Source organism: Stenotrophomonas sp. 3diitr2024, assembly GCF_042136455.1.
In the GTDB taxonomy this organism is placed as follows: Bacteria; Pseudomonadota; Gammaproteobacteria; order Xanthomonadales; family Xanthomonadaceae; genus Stenotrophomonas; species Stenotrophomonas sepilia.
The window spans coordinates 1-20,270 of record NZ_JBHHMJ010000030.1; the positions used below are offsets into that span (position 1 = coordinate 1).

24 protein-coding genes, 1 pseudogene and 1 riboswitch are annotated in these 20,270 nt (G+C 66.9%); of the genes and pseudogenes, 14 read left to right on the forward strand and 11 right to left on the reverse strand.

Going from position 1 to position 20,270, the window contains the following annotated elements:
• Positions 1 to 88: 88 nt before the first annotated feature.
• Positions 89 to 184, forward strand: a riboswitch (TPP riboswitch).
• A gap of 70 nt (positions 185 to 254) precedes the next feature.
• Together ABGA94_RS00440 and pnuC are read left to right on the forward strand one after the other, a co-directional pair.
• Positions 255 to 2,444, forward strand: a complete 2,190-nt coding sequence (locus ABGA94_RS00440) for a TonB-dependent receptor (RefSeq protein ID WP_375366002.1) — start codon at positions 255 to 257, stop codon at positions 2,442 to 2,444.
• An 8-nt stretch (positions 2,445 to 2,452) separates the two neighbouring features.
• Positions 2,453 to 3,022 (forward strand): nicotinamide riboside transporter PnuC, encoded by a 570-nt coding sequence (pnuC, locus tag ABGA94_RS00445; protein ID WP_005420817.1) that lies wholly within the window; start codon positions 2,453 to 2,455, stop codon positions 3,020 to 3,022.
• Positions 3,023 to 3,081: 59 nt separating this feature from the next.
• Here pnuC and ABGA94_RS00450 read toward each other — a convergent pair whose 3' ends face one another.
• The 4 genes from ABGA94_RS00450 to ABGA94_RS00465 all read right to left on the reverse strand — a co-directional run bounded on the left by ABGA94_RS00450 (position 3,082) and on the right by ABGA94_RS00465 (position 6,003).
• A complete protein-coding gene (locus ABGA94_RS00450) occupies positions 3,082 to 3,498 on the reverse strand; it encodes a hypothetical protein (RefSeq protein ID WP_375366005.1) in 417 nt (138 codons plus the stop codon).
• A gap of 181 nt (positions 3,499 to 3,679) precedes the next feature.
• Positions 3,680 to 4,654 (reverse strand): Dyp-type peroxidase, encoded by a 975-nt coding sequence (locus tag ABGA94_RS00455; RefSeq protein WP_069138117.1) that lies wholly within the window; start codon positions 4,652 to 4,654, stop codon positions 3,680 to 3,682.
• Between the two features lie 254 nt (positions 4,655 to 4,908).
• Complete coding sequence (gene yecR / locus ABGA94_RS00460) at positions 4,909 to 5,241, reverse strand: YecR family lipoprotein (protein ID WP_065185560.1); 333 nt, start codon at positions 5,239 to 5,241, stop codon at positions 4,909 to 4,911.
• 186 nt (positions 5,242 to 5,427) lie between these two features.
• Positions 5,428 to 6,003 (reverse strand): Ax21 family protein, encoded by a 576-nt coding sequence (locus ABGA94_RS00465; RefSeq protein WP_053497769.1) that lies wholly within the window; start codon positions 6,001 to 6,003, stop codon positions 5,428 to 5,430.
• Positions 6,004 to 6,164: 161 nt separating this feature from the next.
• Here ABGA94_RS00465 and ABGA94_RS00470 point away from each other — a divergent pair, with 161 nt between their 5' ends.
• The 3 genes from ABGA94_RS00470 to ABGA94_RS00480 all read left to right on the forward strand — a co-directional run bounded on the left by ABGA94_RS00470 (position 6,165) and on the right by ABGA94_RS00480 (position 8,490).
• On the forward strand, positions 6,165 to 7,160 hold the full coding sequence (locus ABGA94_RS00470) for a DUF2268 domain-containing putative Zn-dependent protease (protein WP_375366008.1): 996 nt from the start codon (positions 6,165 to 6,167) through the stop codon (positions 7,158 to 7,160).
• A 212-nt stretch (positions 7,161 to 7,372) separates the two neighbouring features.
• Entirely contained in the window at positions 7,373 to 7,645 is a 273-nt protein-coding gene (locus tag ABGA94_RS00475) for a hypothetical protein (RefSeq protein WP_005420910.1), read from the forward strand.
• 158 nt (positions 7,646 to 7,803) lie between these two features.
• Complete coding sequence (locus tag ABGA94_RS00480; protein WP_375366010.1) at positions 7,804 to 8,490, forward strand: hypothetical protein; 687 nt, start codon at positions 7,804 to 7,806, stop codon at positions 8,488 to 8,490.
• A 15-nt stretch (positions 8,491 to 8,505) separates the two neighbouring features.
• Here ABGA94_RS00480 and arsH read toward each other — a convergent pair whose 3' ends face one another.
• Positions 8,506 to 9,234: an arsenical resistance protein ArsH gene (gene arsH, locus ABGA94_RS00485; RefSeq protein WP_375366012.1), complete on the reverse strand. Its 729-nt coding sequence runs from the start codon at positions 9,232 to 9,234 to the stop codon at positions 8,506 to 8,508.
• Between the two features lie 17 nt (positions 9,235 to 9,251).
• On the opposite strand from arsH, the gene ABGA94_RS00490 reads away from it, so the two are divergent.
• The 5 genes and pseudogenes from ABGA94_RS00490 to ABGA94_RS00510 all read left to right on the forward strand — a co-directional run bounded on the left by ABGA94_RS00490 (position 9,252) and on the right by ABGA94_RS00510 (position 12,441).
• Positions 9,252 to 9,581 (forward strand): helix-turn-helix transcriptional regulator, encoded by a 330-nt coding sequence (locus ABGA94_RS00490; RefSeq protein ID WP_053497775.1) that lies wholly within the window; start codon positions 9,252 to 9,254, stop codon positions 9,579 to 9,581.
• 1 nt (position 9,582) lies between these two features.
• Positions 9,583 to 10,002: pseudogene (gene arsN2, locus ABGA94_RS00495) on the forward strand (arsenic resistance N-acetyltransferase ArsN2); the annotation flags it as partial.
• Positions 10,003 to 10,038: 36 nt separating this feature from the next.
• Positions 10,039 to 10,542 carry an arsenate reductase ArsC gene (locus ABGA94_RS00500; protein ID WP_065178735.1) on the forward strand — a complete coding sequence of 168 codons (504 nt, stop codon included), beginning with the start codon at positions 10,039 to 10,041 and terminating at the stop codon, positions 10,540 to 10,542.
• 13 nt (positions 10,543 to 10,555) lie between these two features.
• Positions 10,556 to 11,587, forward strand: a complete 1,032-nt coding sequence (arsB, locus tag ABGA94_RS00505; RefSeq protein WP_088496693.1) for an ACR3 family arsenite efflux transporter — start codon at positions 10,556 to 10,558, stop codon at positions 11,585 to 11,587.
• 479 nt (positions 11,588 to 12,066) lie between these two features.
• Positions 12,067 to 12,441 (forward strand): hypothetical protein, encoded by a 375-nt coding sequence (locus ABGA94_RS00510; protein ID WP_053497779.1) that lies wholly within the window; start codon positions 12,067 to 12,069, stop codon positions 12,439 to 12,441.
• A 60-nt stretch (positions 12,442 to 12,501) separates the two neighbouring features.
• On the opposite strand, the gene ABGA94_RS00515 is transcribed toward ABGA94_RS00510, so the two are convergent.
• Positions 12,502 to 13,176, reverse strand: a complete 675-nt coding sequence (locus ABGA94_RS00515) for a hypothetical protein (protein WP_375366015.1) — start codon at positions 13,174 to 13,176, stop codon at positions 12,502 to 12,504.
• Between the two features lie 114 nt (positions 13,177 to 13,290).
• On the opposite strand from ABGA94_RS00515, the gene ABGA94_RS00520 reads away from it, so the two are divergent.
• Positions 13,291 to 13,767, forward strand: a complete 477-nt coding sequence (locus tag ABGA94_RS00520; RefSeq protein WP_375366017.1) for a YybH family protein — start codon at positions 13,291 to 13,293, stop codon at positions 13,765 to 13,767.
• A 122-nt stretch (positions 13,768 to 13,889) separates the two neighbouring features.
• On the opposite strand, the gene ABGA94_RS00525 is transcribed toward ABGA94_RS00520, so the two are convergent.
• The 5 genes from ABGA94_RS00525 to ABGA94_RS00545 all read right to left on the reverse strand — a co-directional run bounded on the left by ABGA94_RS00525 (position 13,890) and on the right by ABGA94_RS00545 (position 16,975).
• Complete coding sequence (locus ABGA94_RS00525) at positions 13,890 to 14,915, reverse strand: NAD(P)H-dependent glycerol-3-phosphate dehydrogenase (RefSeq protein WP_005420929.1); 1,026 nt, start codon at positions 14,913 to 14,915, stop codon at positions 13,890 to 13,892.
• Positions 14,916 to 14,935: 20 nt separating this feature from the next.
• Complete coding sequence (secB, locus tag ABGA94_RS00530) at positions 14,936 to 15,454, reverse strand: protein-export chaperone SecB (protein ID WP_005407596.1); 519 nt, start codon at positions 15,452 to 15,454, stop codon at positions 14,936 to 14,938.
• Between the two features lie 100 nt (positions 15,455 to 15,554).
• Positions 15,555 to 15,992, reverse strand: a complete 438-nt coding sequence (locus tag ABGA94_RS00535; RefSeq protein WP_053497787.1) for a rhodanese-like domain-containing protein — start codon at positions 15,990 to 15,992, stop codon at positions 15,555 to 15,557.
• A gap of 57 nt (positions 15,993 to 16,049) precedes the next feature.
• Positions 16,050 to 16,475 (reverse strand): hypothetical protein, encoded by a 426-nt coding sequence (locus ABGA94_RS00540; RefSeq protein WP_061479368.1) that lies wholly within the window; start codon positions 16,473 to 16,475, stop codon positions 16,050 to 16,052.
• Positions 16,476 to 16,507: 32 nt separating this feature from the next.
• Complete coding sequence (locus tag ABGA94_RS00545; protein WP_005407593.1) at positions 16,508 to 16,975, reverse strand: YiiD C-terminal domain-containing protein; 468 nt, start codon at positions 16,973 to 16,975, stop codon at positions 16,508 to 16,510.
• A gap of 35 nt (positions 16,976 to 17,010) precedes the next feature.
• Here ABGA94_RS00545 and ABGA94_RS00550 point away from each other — a divergent pair, with 35 nt between their 5' ends.
• From ABGA94_RS00550 to ABGA94_RS00560, 3 genes are all read left to right on the forward strand, one after another.
• Positions 17,011 to 17,820, forward strand: a complete 810-nt coding sequence (locus ABGA94_RS00550; RefSeq protein WP_111201243.1) for a uroporphyrinogen-III synthase — start codon at positions 17,011 to 17,013, stop codon at positions 17,818 to 17,820.
• A 104-nt stretch (positions 17,821 to 17,924) separates the two neighbouring features.
• Positions 17,925 to 18,899 (forward strand): uroporphyrinogen-III C-methyltransferase, encoded by a 975-nt coding sequence (locus ABGA94_RS00555; RefSeq protein ID WP_111127182.1) that lies wholly within the window; start codon positions 17,925 to 17,927, stop codon positions 18,897 to 18,899.
• A gap of 6 nt (positions 18,900 to 18,905) precedes the next feature.
• Positions 18,906 to 20,201, forward strand: coding sequence for a heme biosynthesis HemY N-terminal domain-containing protein (locus tag ABGA94_RS00560; RefSeq protein WP_072167353.1), 1,296 nt, complete (start codon positions 18,906 to 18,908; stop codon positions 20,199 to 20,201).
• Positions 20,202 to 20,270: the final 69 nt, after the last annotated feature.

A 20,270-nucleotide genomic window follows, 5' to 3' on the forward strand; every position in this document is an offset into this window, starting at 1 on the left:
GCAGCGTTGGGGTCAGATCCCTTTCCGCAGGAAAGGGATCTGACCCTGGGTGGCGCTCGCAAATCCGTACCATTTGTAGTGAAATGGTCACCTGAAGCGGGGGTGCCTGGATCTGCCAGGCTGAGAGAGTCCCTTGGAACCTGATCCGGTTTGCACCGGCGTAGGGAGCTTTGAGCCGCAGCCACACCCCCGTCATGGGCCGGTGCACCTGCGCGCCGTCGCTTCGTCTCCCTTGTTGTCCGAAGACGAACCGAATGAACCGCTGCCTGCGCCCCACCCTGCTCTCCCTCGCACTCTGCGCCGCGCTGCCGCTGCACGCCAGCGAGGCCGAAGCGTCCCCCGATGCGGCTGCCACCGGCGCCGAGCGCTCGCCGACTGAACTGGCGGCGGTGCGCGTGCAGGCCGGCAAACCGAAGGCCGATACCTCGCGCGTGAATGCCTTCGGTGGCGGCAGCTGGAAGGACACGCCCGCGTCGATGAACGTGCTCGAGCGCGATTACCTCGACCGCCGCCAGGTACGTTCGCTGTCCGAGCTGGCCAGCAATGATGCCTCGCTGGGTGATGCCTATGCGCCGGTGGGCTACTACCAGAACATCGCCATCCGCGGCTTCGCCCTGGACGCGGCCACCGGCTACCGCTTCAACGGCCTGTCCATCGCCGGCGAACAACGCCTGGCGCTGGAGAACGTGCAGTCGGTGGAGATCCTCAAGGGTGAAGCCGGCCTGGCGGCAGGCGTGATGGCGCCGGGCGGGATCATCAATTACATCGGCAAGCGTCCGGCCGAAGTGCGCACCGCCACGCTCGGCACCGATTCGGAAGGCTCGCGCTACGTTGCCGTCGATGTCGGCCACTGGATCACCCCGCGCTTCGGCGTGCGCCTGAATGCCGCATGGGATTCCAGCCATTCCTACGTCGAGCACGCCGATGGCCGCCGCAACTTCTACTCGCTGGCCGCCGACTGGCTGATCGGCGAGCGCGGCAAGCTGGAAGTGGATGCCAACTACCAGACCAGCTCGCAGCGCTCGGTGTCCGGCTACCAGCTGCTGGGCGCGCGTGACCTGCCGCGCGGTGTCGACCGCGAGCATCTGCTCGGCTACCAGCCGTGGCAGCGCCCGGTGGATATCGCCAGCACCAACATCACCGCGCTGCATACCTACGACTTCAACGACGCCTGGCAATCACGTGTATCGGTGGGCCATAGCCGTTCGGTGATCGATGACAACGTCGCCTTCGCCTACGGCTGCTACTACGCCGCACAATGTGCCGATGGCAGCGTGCCGGGCAACTACTTCGCACCCAACGGCGACTATGACATCTACGACTACCGCAGCCCGGACGACACCCGCCGCAACCAGCAGGCTCGTGCCGAACTGCGCGGCCGCTTCGAGACCGGCAGCGTCGGTCACCAGCTGACCGTCGGCGCCGACTACTTCCGCCGCACCGTGGACAAGCGCCCGAGCGTCAACGAGTACGTCGGTACCAGCAACATCCACGAGGCACCGGTGCCGGTGTTCGCGCCATCGCCGAAGATGCCGGGCCCATCCGCACGACGCCTGGACAGCCGCCAGACCGCGTTCTTCGCGCTGGACCGGATGAGCTTCGGTGACGACTGGCAGTGGCTGGCCGGTGGCCGCTTCGTCCGCCTGGACGAGCGCGCCTATGACAAGCGCGGCACCCCGCAACGCCACAGCCGCCTGTCGCGCTTCCTGCCACAGACCGCCGTGGTGTGGAAAGCCACCGACCAGCTCAACGCCTACGCCAGTTACGTGCGCGGCATTTCGCTGGGCCAGGAAGCGCCGTTCTGGACCAGCAATGCCGATACCTTCCTGCCGTCGGTGCAGTCGCGGCAGCTGGAAGTGGGCCTGAAGTACGTGCCGGTCGAGGCGCTGACGCTGGGCGCAGCCGTGTTCCGCATCTCGCAGCCGTACCAGTACGCCAAGCCCGACAGCAGCGACGTGGGCTACACCTTCGTCGAGGAAGGCACGCAGACCCACACCGGGCTGGAGCTGACCGCCAACGGTCAGCTGACGGATGCATTGCAGATCGTGGCCAGCGCCAGCGTGCTGCAGGCGCGTGCGCGCGACACCGGCACGCCAGCCTATGAAGGCCATCAGCTGGTGAACGTGCCGAAGGTACGCGCCAGCGTGCACGTGGCCTACGCGCTGCCGTTCGTGCAGGGCCTGGATGTCACCGGCGGCTGGCGCTATGCCGGTGCCAACGTGGCACGTGCCGACGGCGGCGTGCGCGCACCGGACTACTCGGTGTTCGATGCTGGCCTGCGCTTCCAGCATCGCCTGCACGAGCGTGCGGTGACCTGGAACCTGTCGGTGGACAACCTATTCAACCGCTTCTACTGGCGTGATACCGGCAGCAGCGGCGGTGACTACTACCTGTTCCCCGGTGCACCACGACAGGCCCGCCTGTCGGTGACGTTCGCACTGTGAGCAGCGTGATGCTCGAGTGGAGCGCCGCGCTGTGCAGCATCCTCGGCGTCTGGCTGATGGCCCGCCGCCGGTTGTCTGCATGGCCGGTGGGCCTGCTGTCGGTCACGCTGTATGGCCTGGTGTTCGCCGAGGCCAAGCTGTACTCGGACACCCTGCTGCAGGTCGCCTTCGGTGGCTTCCTGGTCTATGGCTGGCTCAACTGGCGCCAGCACGCCGCCGATGAGGGCAGCATCCGCATCGTGCCGCTGGCGCGCGGCAAGCTCTTGCGTGACCTGGCCATCGGCCTGTGCGGCGGCGTGATGCTGGGCGCCGGCATGCACACCTTCACCGATGCCGCGCTGCCGTGGCTGGACGCGATGCTGACCGCACTGAGCCTGGTCGGCCAGTGGTGGCAGGCGCGCCGCCACGTCGCCTGCTGGTGGGTATGGATCGCCGTGGACGTGGTCTATGTGGGTGCGTACCTGTTCAAGTCGCTGCATGTGACCGCCGCGCTGTACGTGTTCTTCCTCGGCCTGGCCGTGTTCGGCCTGCGCGCATGGAGCGCGGCCGCACGCGAACCGCAGGTGGCAACGCAGTAGAGCCACGCCATGCGTGGCTGTTGCGGGCAATCGGCGCGCCATCCACGCATGGCGTGGATCTACGGGCTCAGGGCCAAACCCAGACGCAGCGGCTGGCGCATGTCGGCCGGTGGGGCCGCCTGCAACGGCGCAGCCTGCAGCGTCGCGCGCAGGTCGGCATCGACCTGGGCATCACCCAGGCTGTCGAATTCCAGTTTCGAAATGCGGCCGTCCGCGGCGATCCACAGGCTTACCGGTAGCGGCGTCGGTGTGTCCGGATGTGCCTGCAGCCATTCCAGCACGCGCTGCGCCTGCGGGTCCTGCTCCTGCTGCAGGCGCTGCTGCAGTTGGCCACCCACGGCGGTGGCGTAGGCCATCCAGTGTGCAGGGGCTTCGTGTGCGGACACTGCGGCACTCCCCAGTGCCAGCGCACCGAACCACGCTGCCAGCCGCTTCCACCCGCGGCGTGCGCCGCTCCTGTTTCCGGTCATGGTCATCGCCCGCCTCCTGCACTCCCATCCAGCACGACATGGTCGGCGCGGTAGATGACAGGCGGATGGCGGCACAGTAGAGCCACGCCATGCGTGGCTGCTACGGGCAGCGTGCGCACCATCCACGCGTGGCGTGGATCTACTGGAACAGAGCGGTCCGTAGCATGCGCAAGGACGGGAGCCGCGATCACTCGCCCAGGTCAGCCAGCACCTTGCGCGACGGCGCGAAGAAGGTCACGCCGGTGGTGGCGGTGGAGAAGTCGAGGATGCGGTCGTGCAGCGGCGCGGGATTGCCGATGAACATGCGCTCGAGCATCTTCTCGATCACCCACAGGCGGCGCGTGTAGCCGATGAAGTAGGTGCCGTACTCGCCACGGCCCGGGTTGGCGAACGGCATGTTGTCACGCAGGATCTCGTGCTCGCCGTCAGCGTCTTCGATGGTGCACAGCGTCTTGTGCGATTTCTGCGCATCGGCCGGCGCATCATCCAGCTCGATGTTGTCGTGCTTGGTGCGGCCGATGATCGCCTCCTGCGCCTCGGTCTTCTGCGCGCGCCAGGCATCGAGGTTGTGCAGGTACTTCTGCACCACCACGTAGCTGCCGCCGGCATGCTCCGGGTCTTCCTCACCAACAATGGTGGCTTCCGGCAGCGACAGCCCTTCCGGGTTGGCGGTGCCGTCGACGAAGTCGAGCAGGTCGCGGCCATCGAAGTAGCGGAAGCCGGCCACGTCATCGACCGCCTCGACCGCATCACCGAAGGCCATCAGCAGGTTGCGCTCGAACGCCACGATCAGGTCCATCGTACGTGCGCGGATGTGGTACAGCAGGTCACCAGGCGTGGACACAGCGGTGTGGGTCGCGCCCTTGATCTCGCGGAACGGCTTCAGCTCGCGTGGCGGCGTGGAGCCCACCAGCGGCTGCCACACGCGATGGCCGATGGCCACGTTGCAGGTGAAAGTGCGCTCGATCTCGCGGATGGCGGTGTTCTTGATCAGATCATCAGTGCTGGCCAGCACCTCGCGTGCCTTGGCGATCGACGCCTCGTCATCCTTCACCTTCAGCACCAGGAACGCCGCCGAATGGGTGAGCGGCGCGGTGATCTGCTGCGGCTCGTTGTCGAGCGTGTGGTTGAGAGCGGTGATCGGTGCGGGCTGGGAATTCACGGCAGTTCCTGCTGGCTTGAGGCGGGTGCATCGTCAATGGCGACGTGCCGGGATCATAGCGGAACCGCCTGACCGGCGACGGAGCAGTTCTCGTTCCGTCCTGCGCGCAGTACCGTGCATTCCTGCGCTACATGGAACTGCTGCGGCCCACTCCGGGCGATACGCTGGCAGCGACCGCTTGGCAGACCGCGTTCGCGCAGCCAGTCGAACACCTCGCCGGGGCACCCCCATGCCCTGCGGCAAACGACACGACGTCACTGTGAAACCGCGGCACTGCACTGCAAGGGCATGGTGAACTGCCACCGCTTGCACTTGCCGAAACGGCTGCGCCCATCGCACGCACGCTCGATCTCACCGTTCAGTTCGGCAGCGGGAAGGCCCCAGGTTGCACACTGGCGCGTTGCGGTCTGTTCGGCCGCCTGCCGGTTGGCTGGTGTCAGTTCGGGCGTCTTGCTCACCAGGGTCAGCACAACCCGGCCTTCCGAACGGTTGGCGCCTTTCAGATTCCACTCGGCGCTCGAACGCGCCTGCGCCGTTCCCAGCAGCAGCAGTGCTGCCACAGCAGTGATCGCCTTCATCTTCATCATGTCCCTTGATCGTGATTGCGCTGGAATCCGCCGCGCCAGGCTCTGCAGGACCACCCTGCGGCCCTGCACTCTACCGGATGCACAGAAAAGAAGAAGCCCGGCGCGAGGCCGGGCTTCGGTTGGCGTGTGGGAGAGAGAGAGAGAGAGTCACACGCCAGCACAACACGCTCTAACGACAGGCGTTTGTTACCAGGTGAAGCGCGGGCCCACGAACCACTCGCGGTCGCCGGCCTTGGCCAGCTTCACTTCGCCACTCAGGCCCCAGTTCTGGTTGAACTTGGCGGTGGCGCCGACGCGGCCGTAGAACTCGCCGTCCGGGTTGATACCATGCTTCTTGGCGTAGTCCTCGTAGCCGGCCATCACGTAGCCTTCCACGTACGGGTTGAACGCGGTACGCACGCCGACTTCGGTCGAGTAGCCGTTGAAGTCCAGGCCGTGCTTCATGTCGAACTTCTGGTACGCGACACGGGCCACCAGGTCGGTGTTCGGTGCGATGCCGTAGTTGTAGCCGGCACCGATGCGCCACTGGTCGACGTCGTTCTTGAACTTGTCGGTCTCCTGCGCGCTGTAGTCGCCGAAGATGTGGAAGTTCGGGTGCACCGCCACGGAACCCTTCACCTTCCAGCCATCGGCGTCGCCGCCCTTGGCATCGGTGTTCACGTAGCCGCCTTCAACGTAGTTGTACGACAGGCCATCGGTTGCCGATGCAGCGAACGGCAGGGCAGCCAGAAGACCCAGGGCGAGCAGCGAATTCTTGTTCATCGGGACACACCTTTAATTATTTTGGTTTCGTCGGCCGCCTCCCGGGAGGGGGAGAGAGAGGAGGCGGTCGACAGGTGTGAATTATCCGTTAGGGGGTCTAATCGACCCTGAATATTGAACTGACTGGTGTATAAATAAGGCTGGCGTTCAGGGAACTCCTCATGCCGCACGCATCCATCGCGTCACTGCTGTTTCCGCTTCATGCCCGGCGCACAGTGCGGGCTTTGCTGCTCTTCGCCCTGCCGATGATGCTGCAGGTAGCCAACGCAGCCGAACGTACCCGCCCTTCCGGGCGCATCGTGATTCAAACCGACGATGTCGCGCGCTTCTTCAGCGTGCTGGATGCAAGCGGAGGGAAGCCAAGTGCCGACGATCTGCAGCGCGGCTATCTGCATGCGGGTACGGATGCACTACGCAGCTTCACTGACAGCCGTATCGGCTCGATGGATCGTCTTGCAGATGCGATCCAGCACAAACCTGCGCTGTTTGCCAAAGCCCGTACCTGTGCGACTGCGCTGCCGGAGATCCGCGAGCGGGTTGCCAAGGCACTCGATCGGTTGGGCACGCTGCTTCCCTCCGCACGTTTTCCACCGGTCACCGTGCTGGTGGGTCGGGGAAACAGCGGCGGTGTCACCACGCCCGACGGCGTGGTGATCGGACTGGAGGCGCTGTGCAACGCCGACTGGATGCAGCCCGACATCGGCGATCGTTTCGTGCACCTGATCGCCCATGAGTACGTGCACGTGCAGCAGCCCGGTGCGAGCGTCGATGTCGCGCAGCCGACCCTGCTCTATCAGACGTTGCTTGAAGGCGGCGCCGAGTACGTGGGCGAACTGATCTCGGGGCAACCGGCCAACGCGCATCTGCGTCGTTGGACGCAGGGCCGCGAATGCGCCCTGGAACGCCAGTTCGCCCGGGACAGCGCCGGTACTGATCTGACGCAATGGCTCTACAACGGAGCCGGCGACGAAACGCGCCGCGGCGATCTTGGCTACTGGATCGGCTACCGCATTGCCGCTGACTACGTTGCCCGCGCCGATGATAAAGCCGGTGCCGTCGCCACGCTGCTGGCGGTGCGTCCGGAAAGTGCGCCGGCATTGTTCGCCGCAAGTGAATGGCGCCCGGCGTGTGGGCCAGTGGAAAACGGGAAAGAATGAGGCCGTCTTCAGGCTGATGAATTGGGCGATTCGAGCAACCGCAAGGCCGTCGCCTCTGCGCACATCAGCTCGCCTGATCTCACTCGTTAAGCTTCGCTGACGAACATATTTCACAACCCTTCCACGTCTTCCAACTTCAGCTGAAAGCGCTTGTCAGCGTGGGGAACAAACGCCGCTATATTCCAGCTTCCCCAGACGAAGGAGGGAGTGCAATGAACCTGAACCCGCAACACATGAAGACGGCCCGCGCACTTGCTGTCGCGCTCATCGCCACCGTGAGCCTTGGCGCTTGTGCCACCTACAAGGACGAGTTCGCAACCATCAACTCGCGCCTCGATCAGCTCGATGTAAAGGTGCAGGGCGCTGCACAGAGTGCCGAGTCCGCCAACCAGTCGGCACAGCAGGCCAACCAGCGCCTGGACCAGATCGAAGGCCGCGTGCAGCAGCTTGAAAGGGCACCCGTCGGACGCAAGCCGCGCGGCTGATCGCTCCCTCACTGTTTGAATTGATCCACCTCTGTATCGGGAACCAGTGGCCCTCGCCGGCCACTGGCGTCCTTCCACCTCAGATCTGCATTGCCAGGAGCCGTCTCATTCGTACCTCCTCCTCCCCTGCACACCGCGCCCTGCACGCCACTCTGGCCGTGGCACTGGCCGTTGCATGCAGCGGCGTAGCCAACGCCAAGGACAAGGACGCACCCGCACCACCGGCGGCCGCCGTTGATGAGCTTCCGCCCGACCAGAGCGTCTCCGAAACAGTGATCGAGCTGGCCGGCTGGGTGGTCGCCAGCAAGGACAATCAGGGTTATCCGTTCGCGATCATGGACAAGGCCGCCGCGCAGGTCCTGGTCTTCGGCGGCGACGGCAAGCTGCGCGGCGCCGCGCCGGCGCTGTTCGGTTCGGCCATCGGCGATCATTCCGCACCCGGCGTCGCCAAGCTTGCCCTGAGCGCGATTCCCGGCCACGACCGCACCACGCCTGCGGGCCGCTTCATTGGCGCCTATGGCCCCTCCGACGATGCCGGGCGCGTGCTGTGGGTGGACTACGATTCCGCCGTGTCGATGCATCCGCTGCCACCGGGCAGCCCGAAGGAAAAGCGCGCCGAACGACTGGCGACGCCGACGCCGGACGACAACCGCGTCACCCACGGCTGCATCAACGTTTCGCCCGGCTTCTACGAACAGATCGTGCAATCCACGTTCCAGAAGGGCGGCGTGTTCTACATCCTGCCGGACAAGGATTCGATCGCAAAGACCTTCCCCGCGTTCGCGCAGAGCCGTGGCGATGCAAAGGACGAGAACAGCAAGGGCGCGCAGCGCGCGAGCAGGTAGCGCGCGTGCTGGAACTCAGGAAGCCGTAGCCCCTGCAGCCCGCGCCAATGCCGCGGCGTGCGCGTCGCCCTTCCGCTCGCTGTAGCGGTCCACCAGGTAGTCCGACCGGCCCCGCGTCAGCAGCGTGAACTTCACCAGTTCCTCCATCACGTCCACCACCCGATCGTAGTACGGCGAGGGTTTCATCCGGCCGTCGTCATCGAATTCCTGCCAGGCCTTGGCCACCGACGACTGGTTGGGGATGGTCAGCATGCGCATCCAGCGGCCGAGCACGCGCAACGTGTTGACGGTGTTGAACGACTGCGAGCCGCCACTCACCTGCATCACCGCCAGCGTCCTGCCCTGCGTGGGCCGCACGCTGCCATCTTCCAGCGGCAACCAGTCGATCTGGTTCTTGAACACGCCGGTGACCGTGCCATGCCGCTCGGGGCTGACCCAGACCTGCCCTTCCGACCACTGTGACCATTCGCGCAGTCGCTGCACTTCGGGGTGATTCCTGTCCACGCTGTCCAGCATCGGCAGCGCATGCGGATCGAACACCCGGGTTTCGCACCCCAGGTGGCGCAGCAGCCGCTCGGCTTCCAGCACCAGCTTGCGGCTGAACGACTGGGGCCGCAGCGAGCCGTAGAGCAGGAGAATGCGTGGCGGCCCCAGATCTGCCGCGGCGAGCTGGTGATGATCGGGCTGGGGCAATGACGATTCCACCAGGTTGGGCAGGTCCAGGCTTGTGATTTGCTTATTCATTCGATTATTCTAGAAATATGGAAACGTCGAATGCAATCGCTGCCCTGACCGCCCTCGGCCATGCCACCCGTCTGGCTGCCTTCCGGCTGCTGGTGGAGGCCGGCCCGGCAGGGCGCATGGCGGGCGACATCGCCACGGCCCTGCAGGTGCCTCCCGCCACGCTCAGCTTCCACCTGAAGGAGCTGGTGCAGGCCGGGCTGGTGGAGAGCGAAAGCCAAGGCCGCCACGTCTGCTACCGCGCCAACTTCGATGCGATGAACGGCTTGATCCAGTACCTGACGCACAACTGCTGCGCGGGCTCCCCGGATGAGCGGTGCGCGGTGAGCGAACCGGCATGCAGGTGCTGAGATGAAACCCGACCCGGTGATTCGTGCAGGCACGCGCGACGACCTGTGCTCCATCCGTGACCTTCTGCAGCGGGCGCAGTTGCCCGTGGCCGATCTGGAAAGCAGCGAGGTGGCGTTTCTCGTCGCAGACCTCGAAGGTGTTCCCGTGGGTGCCGTTGGATTGCAGATCTTCGGCGCGTCGGCCCTGCTTCGCTCGCTGGTGGTGTCCGAAGACCAACGCAATACCGGCCTTGGGCGCGCGTTGCTGTCAGCGGCCGAGGACATGGCCCGCCGCATGCAGGTCTGGGAACTGGTGCTGCTGACGACGTCGGCAGGCCCATGGTTCGCGCGGCACGGCTATGCCGGATGCGATCGCGCGCAGATAGCGGAGGCGATCCGCAGCTCTGCCGAGTTCACTAGTCTCTGCCCGGCCAGCGCGCTGTGCATGTCCAAGCCACTCACTGACCACGGAAGCCACATGACCCGCAATGTCTTGTTCCTCTGCACCGGCAACAGCGCGCGCAGCGTGCTGGCTGAAGCCACCCTGCGCGCCTGGGGCGGCGATCACTTCAGCGCATTCAGTGCGGGCAGCCAGCCCACTGGCCAGATCAATCCCTTCGCGCTCGCCCAGTTGCAGGCCGAAGGAATGCCCATTGAAGGGCTGCGCAGCAAGTCGTGGGATGAGTTCGTGGACGCAGCCCCGATGGACCTGGTGATCACCGTGTGTGACGCGGCCGCTGCCGAAGCCTGCCCTGTGGTGTTCGGTGACTTCATCCGCAGCCACTGGGGCCTGCCTGATCCGGCCGCCGTGGCAGGCAGCGATGCCGACAAGGCCGCAGCCTTCGCACTGGCCCATGCCATCGTGAAAACGCGCCTGCGTGCGCTGCTCGCACTGCCCGAATCGGTGTGGTCCGAACGCGAAGCGCTGCAGCACGCGCTGGACCGGATCGGCCAGCTGCTGCCGACCGACGGCGCACAATGACGGTGCCACTGCCATGAGCCTGTTCGAGCGACACCTGACGCTGTGGGTTGTGCTGTGCATTGCGATGGGCACGCTGCTGGGCCACGTCCTGCCCGATGCCTTCGCGGTGCTGGCCTCCGCCGAAGTGGCCAAAGTCAACCTGCCGGTTGCGGTGCTGATCTGGCTGATGATCATCCCGATGCTGCTGAAGGTCGACTTCACTGCGATGCGCCAGTTGCAGCAGCACTGGAAGGGCATCGGCGTGACACTGTTCATCAACTGGGCCGTGAAGCCGTTCTCGATGGCGCTGCTGGGCTGGCTGTTCCTGCGCCATGCCTTCGCGGACTGGCTGCCCGCAGCACAGATCGACAGCTACATCGCCGGTTTGATCCTGCTGGCGGCCGCGCCCTGCACCGCCATGGTGTTCGTGTGGAGCAACCTGTGCCGCGGTGATGCCAACTTCACCCTGAGCCAGGTGGCCTTGAACGACGCGATCATGGTGGTCGCGTATGCGCCGGTGGTTGCGCTGCTGCTGGGCCTGTCGGCGATCACTGTGCCCTGGGACACGCTGCTGTTGTCGGTTGGCCTCTACATCGTGGTGCCCGTGCTGGTGGCCGCGTTGCTGCGGCGCTGGATGCTTTCGCGCAGCGGCGAGGCGGGCCTGCAGCGCGCGCTTCGACGGCTGGGCCCGCTGTCCCTGTCCGCGCTGCTGCTGACGCTGGTGCTGCTGTTCGGGTTCCAGGGCCAGCAGATCGTGAAGCAACCGCTGGTGATCGCGCTGATTGCGGTGCCGATCCTGATCCAGGTCTATTTCACTTCGGGCCTGGCCTACCTTCTGAACCGCCGTCTGGGCGTGGCGCATTGCGTGGCCGGCCCGTCAGCGCTGATTGGTGCGAGCAACTTCTTCGAACTGGCTGTGGCCACAGCGGTGGGACTGTTCGGCGTGCACTCGGGAGCGGCGCTGGCCACCGTGGTGGGTGTGCTGATCGAGGTACCGGTCATGCTGTCCGTGGTGCGGATCGTGAACCGTACACAAGCCTGGTACGAGAGACGCGAAGAGCACTGACAGATCAAAGTGTGTGGGAGTCGAATTGCGTTCTTCGCCCCGCACTGTCGTCATCGACTTGGTGGGGTGCCCGTACGCCACGTCATCAACTTCGACCCATGTCGCATATTCCCATGCCGCTACGGCCGTTGCGGCGCCTGCGTCTGCGACAGCTTAACAGCGTGCAAAAATGCCAAAAGCGTCTTTGATCAAGCGTTGAATGCAACTGTTCTGATTGGCACCGCGCAGCAGCACGCGTACAGATGACGTGCCATCGAAAAAGGATGGCCGGGCTTCGAAAACCCGTGCGCTTGTTTAACAACGCTTGCCCGTCGGCGTCACCCCTCGTGGCGCCGGCGGGCAATCCGTCTGCCGGCTATGGCGGGCGGAGCGTGGAGGCCCTGTGCCTGCCGGTTTCAACAAGCGCCCGGTTTTCGAGCCACGTCTCCGCCCGCCACCTTTGCGTGGCGGCTGCCGTCTGTCCTGCACGGAGCATTGCCATGAGCACACCCGAATCCTCCCGACTACGCACGCAATACGTGCCCGCCAACGCGGACGCGCCTTCGGAAGCACCGCACCAGCAGGATCCTCTCGGTTTCATCGCCACCCTCGACCGCATCGGCAAGGGCGCCGCCGCCGACGGCCAACCCTGGCCCGAACGTCATCAGATGCCGGGCCGCCGCATGGCGCTGGCCGACGCGGATTGCGCATTGACCGGCCTGCGCGTGGCGCTGGAAATGCTGCTGGCTGCCGAGCGCGTGCGCCAGAACGGTCCCGACGAGGAGTACGTGGGCGACCGCGTGATGGAGGGCCTGATGATGGCCAGTCTGTCGCTGACCGCACAGGTCAGCGCACGCATGCGCCCGGAAGGGTGACACGGGGAACAACGCTCACTGCAACGCCGGGCACGGCCCGGCGCTGCGGCGCGCGCCACATCACTCGCAAAGCGCGCTGTCTTCCTTCAGCGCGGCATCCTGCAGTGGCTGGCGCTGTTCGATCTGCACACGCTGTTCCGCCGTCGGCTCGCCCAGCCACCACACACGGCAGCGCGCAGTAAGACGGCCGACCATCTTCGCCTGCGTGGGTGAGTACAGCATCGCCAACGCGGTGCCGGGGCAGTCGTGGGCCTGGCAAGCGGTGTAGAACCACCATGGCTCGCCTTGCAGCACCAGCAGCTCGCCGGGCCCACTGGGTCCGCTCAACAGGCGTTGGCGCAGCGAGGGAATCTCCTTGTCGCTGGATTCGGCTGCGGCCGTGTTCTTCATCAGGGCGTTGAACGCGGCCAGCACCTTCGGATCCTTGCGGCCACAGTCGTCCACGGTGTTGCCGCCCACCAAGGTGAAGAAGTGGGTCGCCAGCGGGTTGTCCGCGCAGGTCAGTTCGCCGCCGGCGCCCAGGTCTTCCGGTTCACCTTCGTTGTCCCACACCGCGGGATCCACGCTGTCTTCGATGGACGGTTCCTTCTCGACCACCGTGGCCGTGGCGGCCGGTGCTTCGGAGGTCGGCGCTGGCGCCGCAGCAGGTGCAGTCCCGCCAGTCTTCTCCGGTGCCTGTCCGCAGGCTGCCAGCAGCGCGGCCATCATCGCCATCCCTGTGATTCGCGTCTTCATCGCGTGTCCTTGTCTGATCTGCGCTGCGTCCGCCGAATCGGCGGCCGCGTGATTCTAACCAGCGCCGCGCCAGGATGCGTTCGCAGCTTCCCGTCATCGCCTGGAGCCGGACGCATGCGCCGTACACCACTCGCCATGATCTTCTGCAGTGCCCTGCTGATGGCATCGCCGGCAAATGTCCACGATGCAGAAGGCGCGGAGCCCGCACAGCCGCTTCCCGATATCGCGCTGCCCGCACCGCTGGACCGTGTACTGCGCGACTACGAGCAGGCGTGGCGCACGGGTGATGCCAAGGCACTGGCTGCGCTGTTCGCCGAGGATGGCTTTGTGCTGCAGAGCAACCAGCCGCCGGTGCGCGGCCGCAGTGCGATCGAGGCCGCGTATGCCGGCCAGGGCGGCAGCCCGTTGCGGCTGCGTGCGCTGGCGTATTCGATGGAGGGCAACACGGGCTACATCGTCGGTGCGTACAGCTACGGCAACAACGTGGGCGATACCGGCAAGTTCACGCTCACGTTGAAGCGCGTGGACGATGGGCCGTGGTTGATCTTTTCGGACATGGACAACACCAGCGCGCCGCCGCGGGCGCGGTGATTGCTGCCGCCGGGCGCCAACCAAGGTTGGCAGCTACCAGAAGCGGGGTCCGTCGTAGATCCACGCCATGCGTGGATGGGGCGCGCACAAAAAACCCCGGCACCAGGCCGGGGTTTTTCGATTCACTTGAACAGAGTGTCCGGATACTCCGGTTTCTGTTCCCGCGCCAGCAGTGCGCGCAAGCCTTCTTCCGGGGTCTGCTCGCCATGCAGCACGGCACGCACACCGTCGGAGATCGGCAGGTCGATGCCATGACGGCGCGCCTGTCGCATCACTTCGTCGGCAGTCTGCACCGACTCGACCACCTGGCCGATCTCGCGCACGGCATCCTGCAGCGTCTGGCCGCGGCCCAGGGCCAGGCCCAGGCGGCGGTTGCGCGACAGGTCGCCGGTGCAGGTCAGCACCAGATCGCCCAGGCCGGCCAGGCCCATCAGCGTTTCCGGCTTGGCGCCGATCGCAGCGGCCAGGCGCAGCATCTCGTTCAGACCACGGGTGATCAGGCCGGCACGGGCGTTGAGGCCCAGCTGCATGCCATCGGCCACGCCGGTGGCCACCGCCAGCACGTTCTTCATCGCGCCGCCCAGCTCGGCACCGACCATGTCGTCACCGGTGTAGGCGCGGAACGCCGGGCCATGCATCGCCTCGGCCACCGTCTGCGCGAACTCGGGCACGTCGCCGTGCACGGTGATCGCGGTCGGCAGGCCCTGGGTGACTTCCTTGGCGAACGACGGCCCGGTGACGACGGCCAACGGCACGTCCTCACCCAGCACTTCGCGCGCCACTTCATGCAGGAAGCGGCCCGAACCGGGTTCGAAGCCCTTGGTGGCCCAGGCCACGCCGGCACCGGCAGGACGCAGCGGCGCCAGCGCACGCACGGTTTCGCCGAAGGCATGCGAGGGGGTCACCACCAGGATCCAGGCCGCGCCTTCCACCGCCGACGCCAGGTCGGTGGTAGCACGCAGGCTGTCCGGCAGCGGGATGCCCGGCAGGTAACGCGGATTCTCGTGGCGCTGGTCGATGGCCTCGACCACGGCAGCATCGCGCCCCCACAGCACGGTCGGGTGACCGTGCCGTGCGAGCAGGCTGGCCAGCGCGGTTCCCCAGGAACCGGCGCCGAGCACGGCGATCTTGTCAGCGGGAGTGCTCATCCGTGACGTCGCGGCAGGAATCAGGCGTTGCCGGCCGGCTCGGAGTCAGCCAGCGACGGTGCGTCGCCCTGCTCCTGGCGCTGGCGCAGGGTTTCTGCGTACAGGCCTTCGAAGTTGATCGGCTGCAGGAAGAACGGCGGGAAGCCGCCGGCCTGGATCAGGTCGCTGATCAGCTGGCGCACGTAGGGGAACAGGATGTTCGGGCACTGGGTGCCGAGCAGCACGTCGATCGACTGCGGGTCCAGGCCGACCAGGCCGAACACGCCGGCCTGCTTCACTTCGGCCACGTAGGCGGTGCGCTCACCGGCCTGGCAGGTCAGGGTCACGGCCAGCACGACTTCGAAGGCGTTCTCACCCAGGCGCTGCACCTGCTGGTTCAGGTTCAGCTGCAGCTCCGGCTGCACCTGGTCATTGAAGATGGTCGGTGCGTTCGGCGACTCGAAGGAGACGTCCTTGACGTAGATCTTCTCGACGGTGAAAGCGGGGCCGGTAGCGGCATCGACCGGCGCAGCGGCGCCGTTGGTGATCTCTTCGGACATTTCCAGTAACTCCAGGTGAATGCAATGAAAACGATGGTCGAACTACTGCGATGGGGGCGGGACCCGGCCCAGACAAGGCCGGATCCGCCACCTGCGACAATCAGTTGCGGCCCTTGACCAGCGGCAGCTCGGCCTGCTGCCAGGCGGGGATGCCGCCGTCGAGCACGTAGACCTTCTCGAAACCGGCCTTCTTCAGCGCCTTGGCGGCGGTTTCCGAGGCGTTGCCGCTGCGGCACACCAGCACCACCGGCGACTGCTTGGCATTGGCCACCAGCTTGTTTTCCGGGCCGAAGGCACTGGCCTGGGCATTGCGGCTGCCGGCAATGTGGCCCTTCTCGAAGTCACCGCTGGCCGACAGGTCGACCACCACCGTGCCGCCCGCGTTCATCAGCTGGGTCAGTTCGGCGGGCTTGATGCCCTTGAAGCCCCGGAACAGGCGGCGGATCTCGGTGACGATGATGGCCACGGTCAGGCCGACCAGGGCCGCGGACAGCATCGGGTTTCGGCCTGCAAAGGCCAGCAACTCTTCGTAATTCACTCAGGTCACGGGTCGATTAAGCGGGCGCCGATTGTCGCACAAGCCGGACGCGGCCCGTCACTGCCCCTTCCACAGGTCCGGCAGGCCGGCGGTCTGCCACCAGCGCTTGGCCTCCGGGTCCCAGCGCCAGCGCTCGACCACGACCACGGTGCGCTCGGCCTGGGTGTTCTGGTTGATCACCCCGATTTCGACCCGGCGCTCGACCAGGCCACCGTCCAGCGAGGCGCTGCTGCGCTCGCGATAGGACGACACGCGCAGCTGCGCGTAACGGTTGAGCTCGAACTCGGTCGGCGGCTTTTCCTTGCGCAGCTTGGGGTCGAGGTAGCCGATGGCATCGTCCATGCTGCCCCAGCGGATGGTCGCCCCGTAGGCGATCTGGGTCTCTTCCAGCAGCTTGCGCTGCTTGCGGCTGAGGTCGTCGGCCGAGGCCACGGCACTGGCCAGCAGCAGGGAATACATCAGGAACTGGATGAGGCGGCGCATCGGTGGTTTCCCCAGAACGTCAGCCTGCCATCCTACCCTTTGGCGAAGGCAACAAAGCGACCGCTGAATTCGGCGGCGGGCTTGCCATCGGCACCGGGCTGGGTGGCGATGATGCTGATGCGGGCCTTGCGGCGCTGCCGGAAGGTATTCAGGAAGGCGTCCCAGCCGGTGGCTTCGGCCGCTTCGGCGTGGGCGTGCAGGTCCTCATAGACCGGCGCCAGATAGCGCAGGTTGCTGTCGGCCACATAGACCTCGGCATCGTGGCCGGCCAGGCGCAGGCGCAGGCTGACCAGCGCCCAGCCGGACAGGGTCAGCACCGAGGCCAGGCTGCCGCCGAAGGCGTTGCCCTTGTCGTTGACGTTGGCCGCCAGCGGCGCGGTGATGCGCAGCACGCCATCGGCATAGCCGTCGAGCTGGATCTGCATGGCGCGGACCGCCGGCATGCAGTCCAGCACGTCCTGCAGGGCGGCCAACGAGGAAGTCAGGGCATCAACGGACATCGGAGCAGCGACCACGACAACGAAGGGCCCGCATAATGCAGGCAATGGTCGACCATACGATACCCACTGGCGCCACCCGTTCCGGCCCGCGCTGGACCCTGATCTCGCTGCGCCCGCGGGGCCAGAACGTGGCGCTGCGCCGCGCCGTTGCCGGGCTGGGCGGGAATGTCCTGGCCCTGGCGCCCTGGCGCCTGCAGCGCCTGCAGGGCACGGCTGTGGTGCGCCAGCTGCAACGCGCGCTGAACTGCGACCGGGTGGTGTTCACCAGCCCGGCCGCCGTTGCCGCAGCCGCGTCCCTGCTGCCGCTGGCCGGCGTGCAGCGCAGCCCGTGGCTGACCGTGGGCGAAGGCACTGCGCGCGCATTGCAGGCACATGGCATCACCGAGGTGCACGCGCCGCAGCGGATGGACAGTGAAGGCCTGCTGGCGCTGCCGGTGCTGGCCGACGTACAGGGCCTGCGCATCGGACTGGTGACCGCGCCCGGCGGGCGTGGCCTGATTGCCGCGCAGCTGCAGGCGGCGGGCGCCACGATCGAACGTGCCGACGTCTACAAGCGTCGCCTGCTGCGACTGCCCCCGCGAACGCTGGCGCGATTGGCGCATTCAGCACAGCCGTGGGTACTGGCCGTGAGCAGTGGCGAAGCGCTGCAGCATTTCTGGCAACAGCTTCCGCCGGCCGGGCAGCAGCGCCTGCGGGCGTCTGCCCGCGTGGTGGTTGCCAGTGACCGCCTCGGCGAACAGGCGCAAGCGCTCGGCCTGCAGCGCATCACACGCAGCGCCGGCCCCACCGCTGCGCAGCTGGTGGCGGCCGCACACGCCACGCTCACCGTCCCGGCAGCGACCTGAACAGGGACGTGGGTCACGCTTGCCGCTGTCGTCGGCAACGGTGATGCTGTGCACAACGCGGCCTGCCGGCCCCCGACCGGCGACGTTGCCGACAAGGAAGCCCGATGAACGATACTCCGCCATCCCCGCCCCATCGACCCGTGCGCTGGCTGCTGCCGCTGGCCGCCGTGGTCGTGCTCGGCGCGGGCGGCTATGCCGGCTGGTACGTCTGGCAGCAGCAACAGCGCGAACAGGAAGCGCAGGCACAGACCACGGCCGTACAGCTGAAGGGCCTGGAGGCCACGCTGGATGCGCTGCGCCGTGACCAGCGCGCGACCAGCCAGCGCCTGCAGGATGCGGCGACCACCAACCGCGTGCTGCGCGACGAGATGCTGGGACTCTCACAGCGCAGCGCGCTGCTGGAAGAGAACGTGGCCAAGCTGGCCGACAGTGCCAACCAGGGCCGCCAGGCGGTGCAGCGCGATGAGGCCGAGCTGCTGCTGACCCAGGCTGCGCAGCGCCTGAACTACGCCGACGACGTGGACGGCGCACGCCGCCTGTATGCACAGGCCGCCACCGCGCTGGCCGATCTGCCCGACGCCGACGGCCTGAACCTGCGCCAGGCGCTGGTGCAAGAGCGCGAGGCACTGGATGCGCTGGGCAGCGGCCCGCGCGTGCAGTCGCTGCAGCGCCTGGATGCTGTGGCCCGGGCGCTGCAGGGCCTGCCCTCGCAGATCACCGGCACGACCGGCAGCAGCACCGCCAAGCCCTGGTGGCAGGCCACGCTGGCACCGTTCGTGGACATCACCCCGAGCCGCCAGAACGGCCCGCTGACGGCCGCCGAAAAGCGCAACGCCGACGATGCACTGCAGCTGGAATTGACGTTGGCGCGCGCCGCGATCGAGCGCGGCGACCGCGCGGGCCGCAACACCGCTCTGGACCGCGTGGAGCAGTGGGCACAGCGGCGCTGGCCGGATTCACCGGCCCTGCGCGCGCAACGTGCTGAACTGAAGGCCTTGCGCGAACTGCCGCTGCAGGCCAACGACGCTGTCCTTGGCAGCACCCTGCAACAACTGCGCACCCAGACCGACCGGAGGTAAGCCCGCATGAAACCCCTGCAATCCCTGGTCGTGCTGTTGCTGGCCGTGGCCATCGGCGTGGTCGCCGCGCAATGGCTCGGCGCCGATGACCTGAACCGCTTCGGCGAAGTGACCCTGCGCTACGGCGGCTACGACTATCACAGCAACCTGCCGAAGGTAGCGCTGCTGGCGGTGATCACGGTGCTGGTGCTGTGGCTGCTGTGGAGCCTGATCGCTGCACCGTTCCGTGCCTGGGGCCGCTACCGCCGCAAGCAGGGCCGGGTGCGCCTGATCGACGGCCTGCAGGCCTACGAGCATGGCCAGTGGCAGCGTGCGGAGAAGCTGCTGGACGGCGCCGCCAAGGACCCGGAAGTGAGCGCGGTGGCACTGGCCACCGCCGTGCGCAGCGCGCAGGCACGGGCCGATGGCCCCGCCGGAGAGGCGCTGCTGCAGCGCCTGGGTGAAAGCGACGCCACCCTGCAGGCGCTGCTGCGCGCCGAACAGCTGCTGGCGCGCGATCTGCCGGTCGATGCGATCAATGCGCTGGACGTAGCGGCGATCCAGCCGCTGCCGCCGCGCGGCCTGTGGCTGCGTACCGAAGCGCTGGCACAGGCCGGCCGCGCCCACGAAGCGTATGGCCAGCTGGGTGCGCTGCGCCAGAGCAAGGTGCTGCCGGCCGACGCGAACAGCGAACTGGAAGCACGCCTGGCCGCACAGGCGCTACTGGAAGCGGCCGACGTCAACGCGCTGGCCGCACAGTGGGAGGCCACGCCGAAGGCACTGCGCCCCACCCCGGACGTAGTGGGCGCCTATGCCAGCCGTGCGGTGGCGCTGGACTGGGATGAGCCGGCGCTGCTGGCGCTGGAACAGGCACTGGACCAGCGTTGGAATGACGATCTGGTGGCGCTGTATGGCCGCCTGCCCGCCGAGCGCCTGGCCACCCGCCAGGCCAATCTGGCGCGCTGGCGCAACGTGCACGATGACTCGGCCGCCCTGCGCCTGGCACAGGGCCGCGTGGCCCTGGGCCAGCAGCAATGGGATGCCGCCGATGCGTTCCTGCACGAGGCCATCGCCGCGGGCGCCGGTGCACCGGCGTGGGAAGCGCTGGGTGAAGTGTTCGCCCAGCGTGGCGAACACGCGCTGGCCGCGCAGTGCCTGGCCAATGCGCTGCGCCTGCAGCGCGGCGAGGACAGCGTGGAACTGGTGCGTGGCACCGAGACGCCGCTGCGCGCCACGGTGGAGGAGCAGCCCATCGTTGCACAGCCGCCGGTTTATGACGCCAACGAAGAGCGCGACGAATTCGGCAACCCGCGGTTGCCCTGATGGGTAGTGCCGGCCGCTGGCCGGCATCCACCGGTGAATTTGGCACCCACCAGAGCAACAATCCGAACA

What these genes read in the sequence shown, in the direction of transcription:
- ABGA94_RS00440 (WP_375366002.1), top strand. Translation starts at nt 255, where the DNA reads ATGAACCGCTGCCTGCGCCCCACCCTGCTCTCCCTCGCACTCTGCGCC.
- pnuC (WP_005420817.1), top strand. Translation starts at nt 2,453, where the DNA reads ATGCTCGAGTGGAGCGCCGCGCTGTGCAGCATCCTCGGCGTCTGGCTG.
- ABGA94_RS00450 (WP_375366005.1), bottom strand. Translation starts at nt 3,498, where the DNA reads ATGACCATGACCGGAAACAGGAGCGGCGCACGCCGCGGGTGGAAGCGG.
- yecR (WP_065185560.1), bottom strand. Translation starts at nt 5,241, where the DNA reads ATGATGAAGATGAAGGCGATCACTGCTGTGGCAGCACTGCTGCTGCTG.
- ABGA94_RS00465 (WP_053497769.1), bottom strand. Translation starts at nt 6,003, where the DNA reads ATGAACAAGAATTCGCTGCTCGCCCTGGGTCTTCTGGCTGCCCTGCCG.
- ABGA94_RS00470 (WP_375366008.1), top strand. Translation starts at nt 6,165, where the DNA reads ATGCCGCACGCATCCATCGCGTCACTGCTGTTTCCGCTTCATGCCCGG.
- ABGA94_RS00475 (WP_005420910.1), top strand. Translation starts at nt 7,373, where the DNA reads ATGAACCTGAACCCGCAACACATGAAGACGGCCCGCGCACTTGCTGTC.
- arsH (WP_375366012.1), bottom strand. Translation starts at nt 9,234, where the DNA reads ATGAATAAGCAAATCACAAGCCTGGACCTGCCCAACCTGGTGGAATCG.
- ABGA94_RS00490 (WP_053497775.1), top strand. Translation starts at nt 9,252, where the DNA reads ATGGAAACGTCGAATGCAATCGCTGCCCTGACCGCCCTCGGCCATGCC.
- ABGA94_RS00500 (WP_065178735.1), top strand. Translation starts at nt 10,039, where the DNA reads ATGACCCGCAATGTCTTGTTCCTCTGCACCGGCAACAGCGCGCGCAGC.
- arsB (WP_088496693.1), top strand. Translation starts at nt 10,556, where the DNA reads ATGAGCCTGTTCGAGCGACACCTGACGCTGTGGGTTGTGCTGTGCATT.
- ABGA94_RS00510 (WP_053497779.1), top strand. Translation starts at nt 12,067, where the DNA reads ATGAGCACACCCGAATCCTCCCGACTACGCACGCAATACGTGCCCGCC.
- ABGA94_RS00515 (WP_375366015.1), bottom strand. Translation starts at nt 13,176, where the DNA reads ATGAAGACGCGAATCACAGGGATGGCGATGATGGCCGCGCTGCTGGCA.
- ABGA94_RS00520 (WP_375366017.1), top strand. Translation starts at nt 13,291, where the DNA reads ATGCGCCGTACACCACTCGCCATGATCTTCTGCAGTGCCCTGCTGATG.
- ABGA94_RS00525 (WP_005420929.1), bottom strand. Translation starts at nt 14,915, where the DNA reads ATGAGCACTCCCGCTGACAAGATCGCCGTGCTCGGCGCCGGTTCCTGG.
- secB (WP_005407596.1), bottom strand. Translation starts at nt 15,454, where the DNA reads ATGTCCGAAGAGATCACCAACGGCGCCGCTGCGCCGGTCGATGCCGCT.
- ABGA94_RS00540 (WP_061479368.1), bottom strand. Translation starts at nt 16,475, where the DNA reads ATGCGCCGCCTCATCCAGTTCCTGATGTATTCCCTGCTGCTGGCCAGT.
- ABGA94_RS00545 (WP_005407593.1), bottom strand. Translation starts at nt 16,975, where the DNA reads ATGTCCGTTGATGCCCTGACTTCCTCGTTGGCCGCCCTGCAGGACGTG.
- ABGA94_RS00550 (WP_111201243.1), top strand. Translation starts at nt 17,011, where the DNA reads ATGCAGGCAATGGTCGACCATACGATACCCACTGGCGCCACCCGTTCC.
- ABGA94_RS00555 (WP_111127182.1), top strand. Translation starts at nt 17,925, where the DNA reads ATGAACGATACTCCGCCATCCCCGCCCCATCGACCCGTGCGCTGGCTG.
- ABGA94_RS00560 (WP_072167353.1), top strand. Translation starts at nt 18,906, where the DNA reads ATGAAACCCCTGCAATCCCTGGTCGTGCTGTTGCTGGCCGTGGCCATC.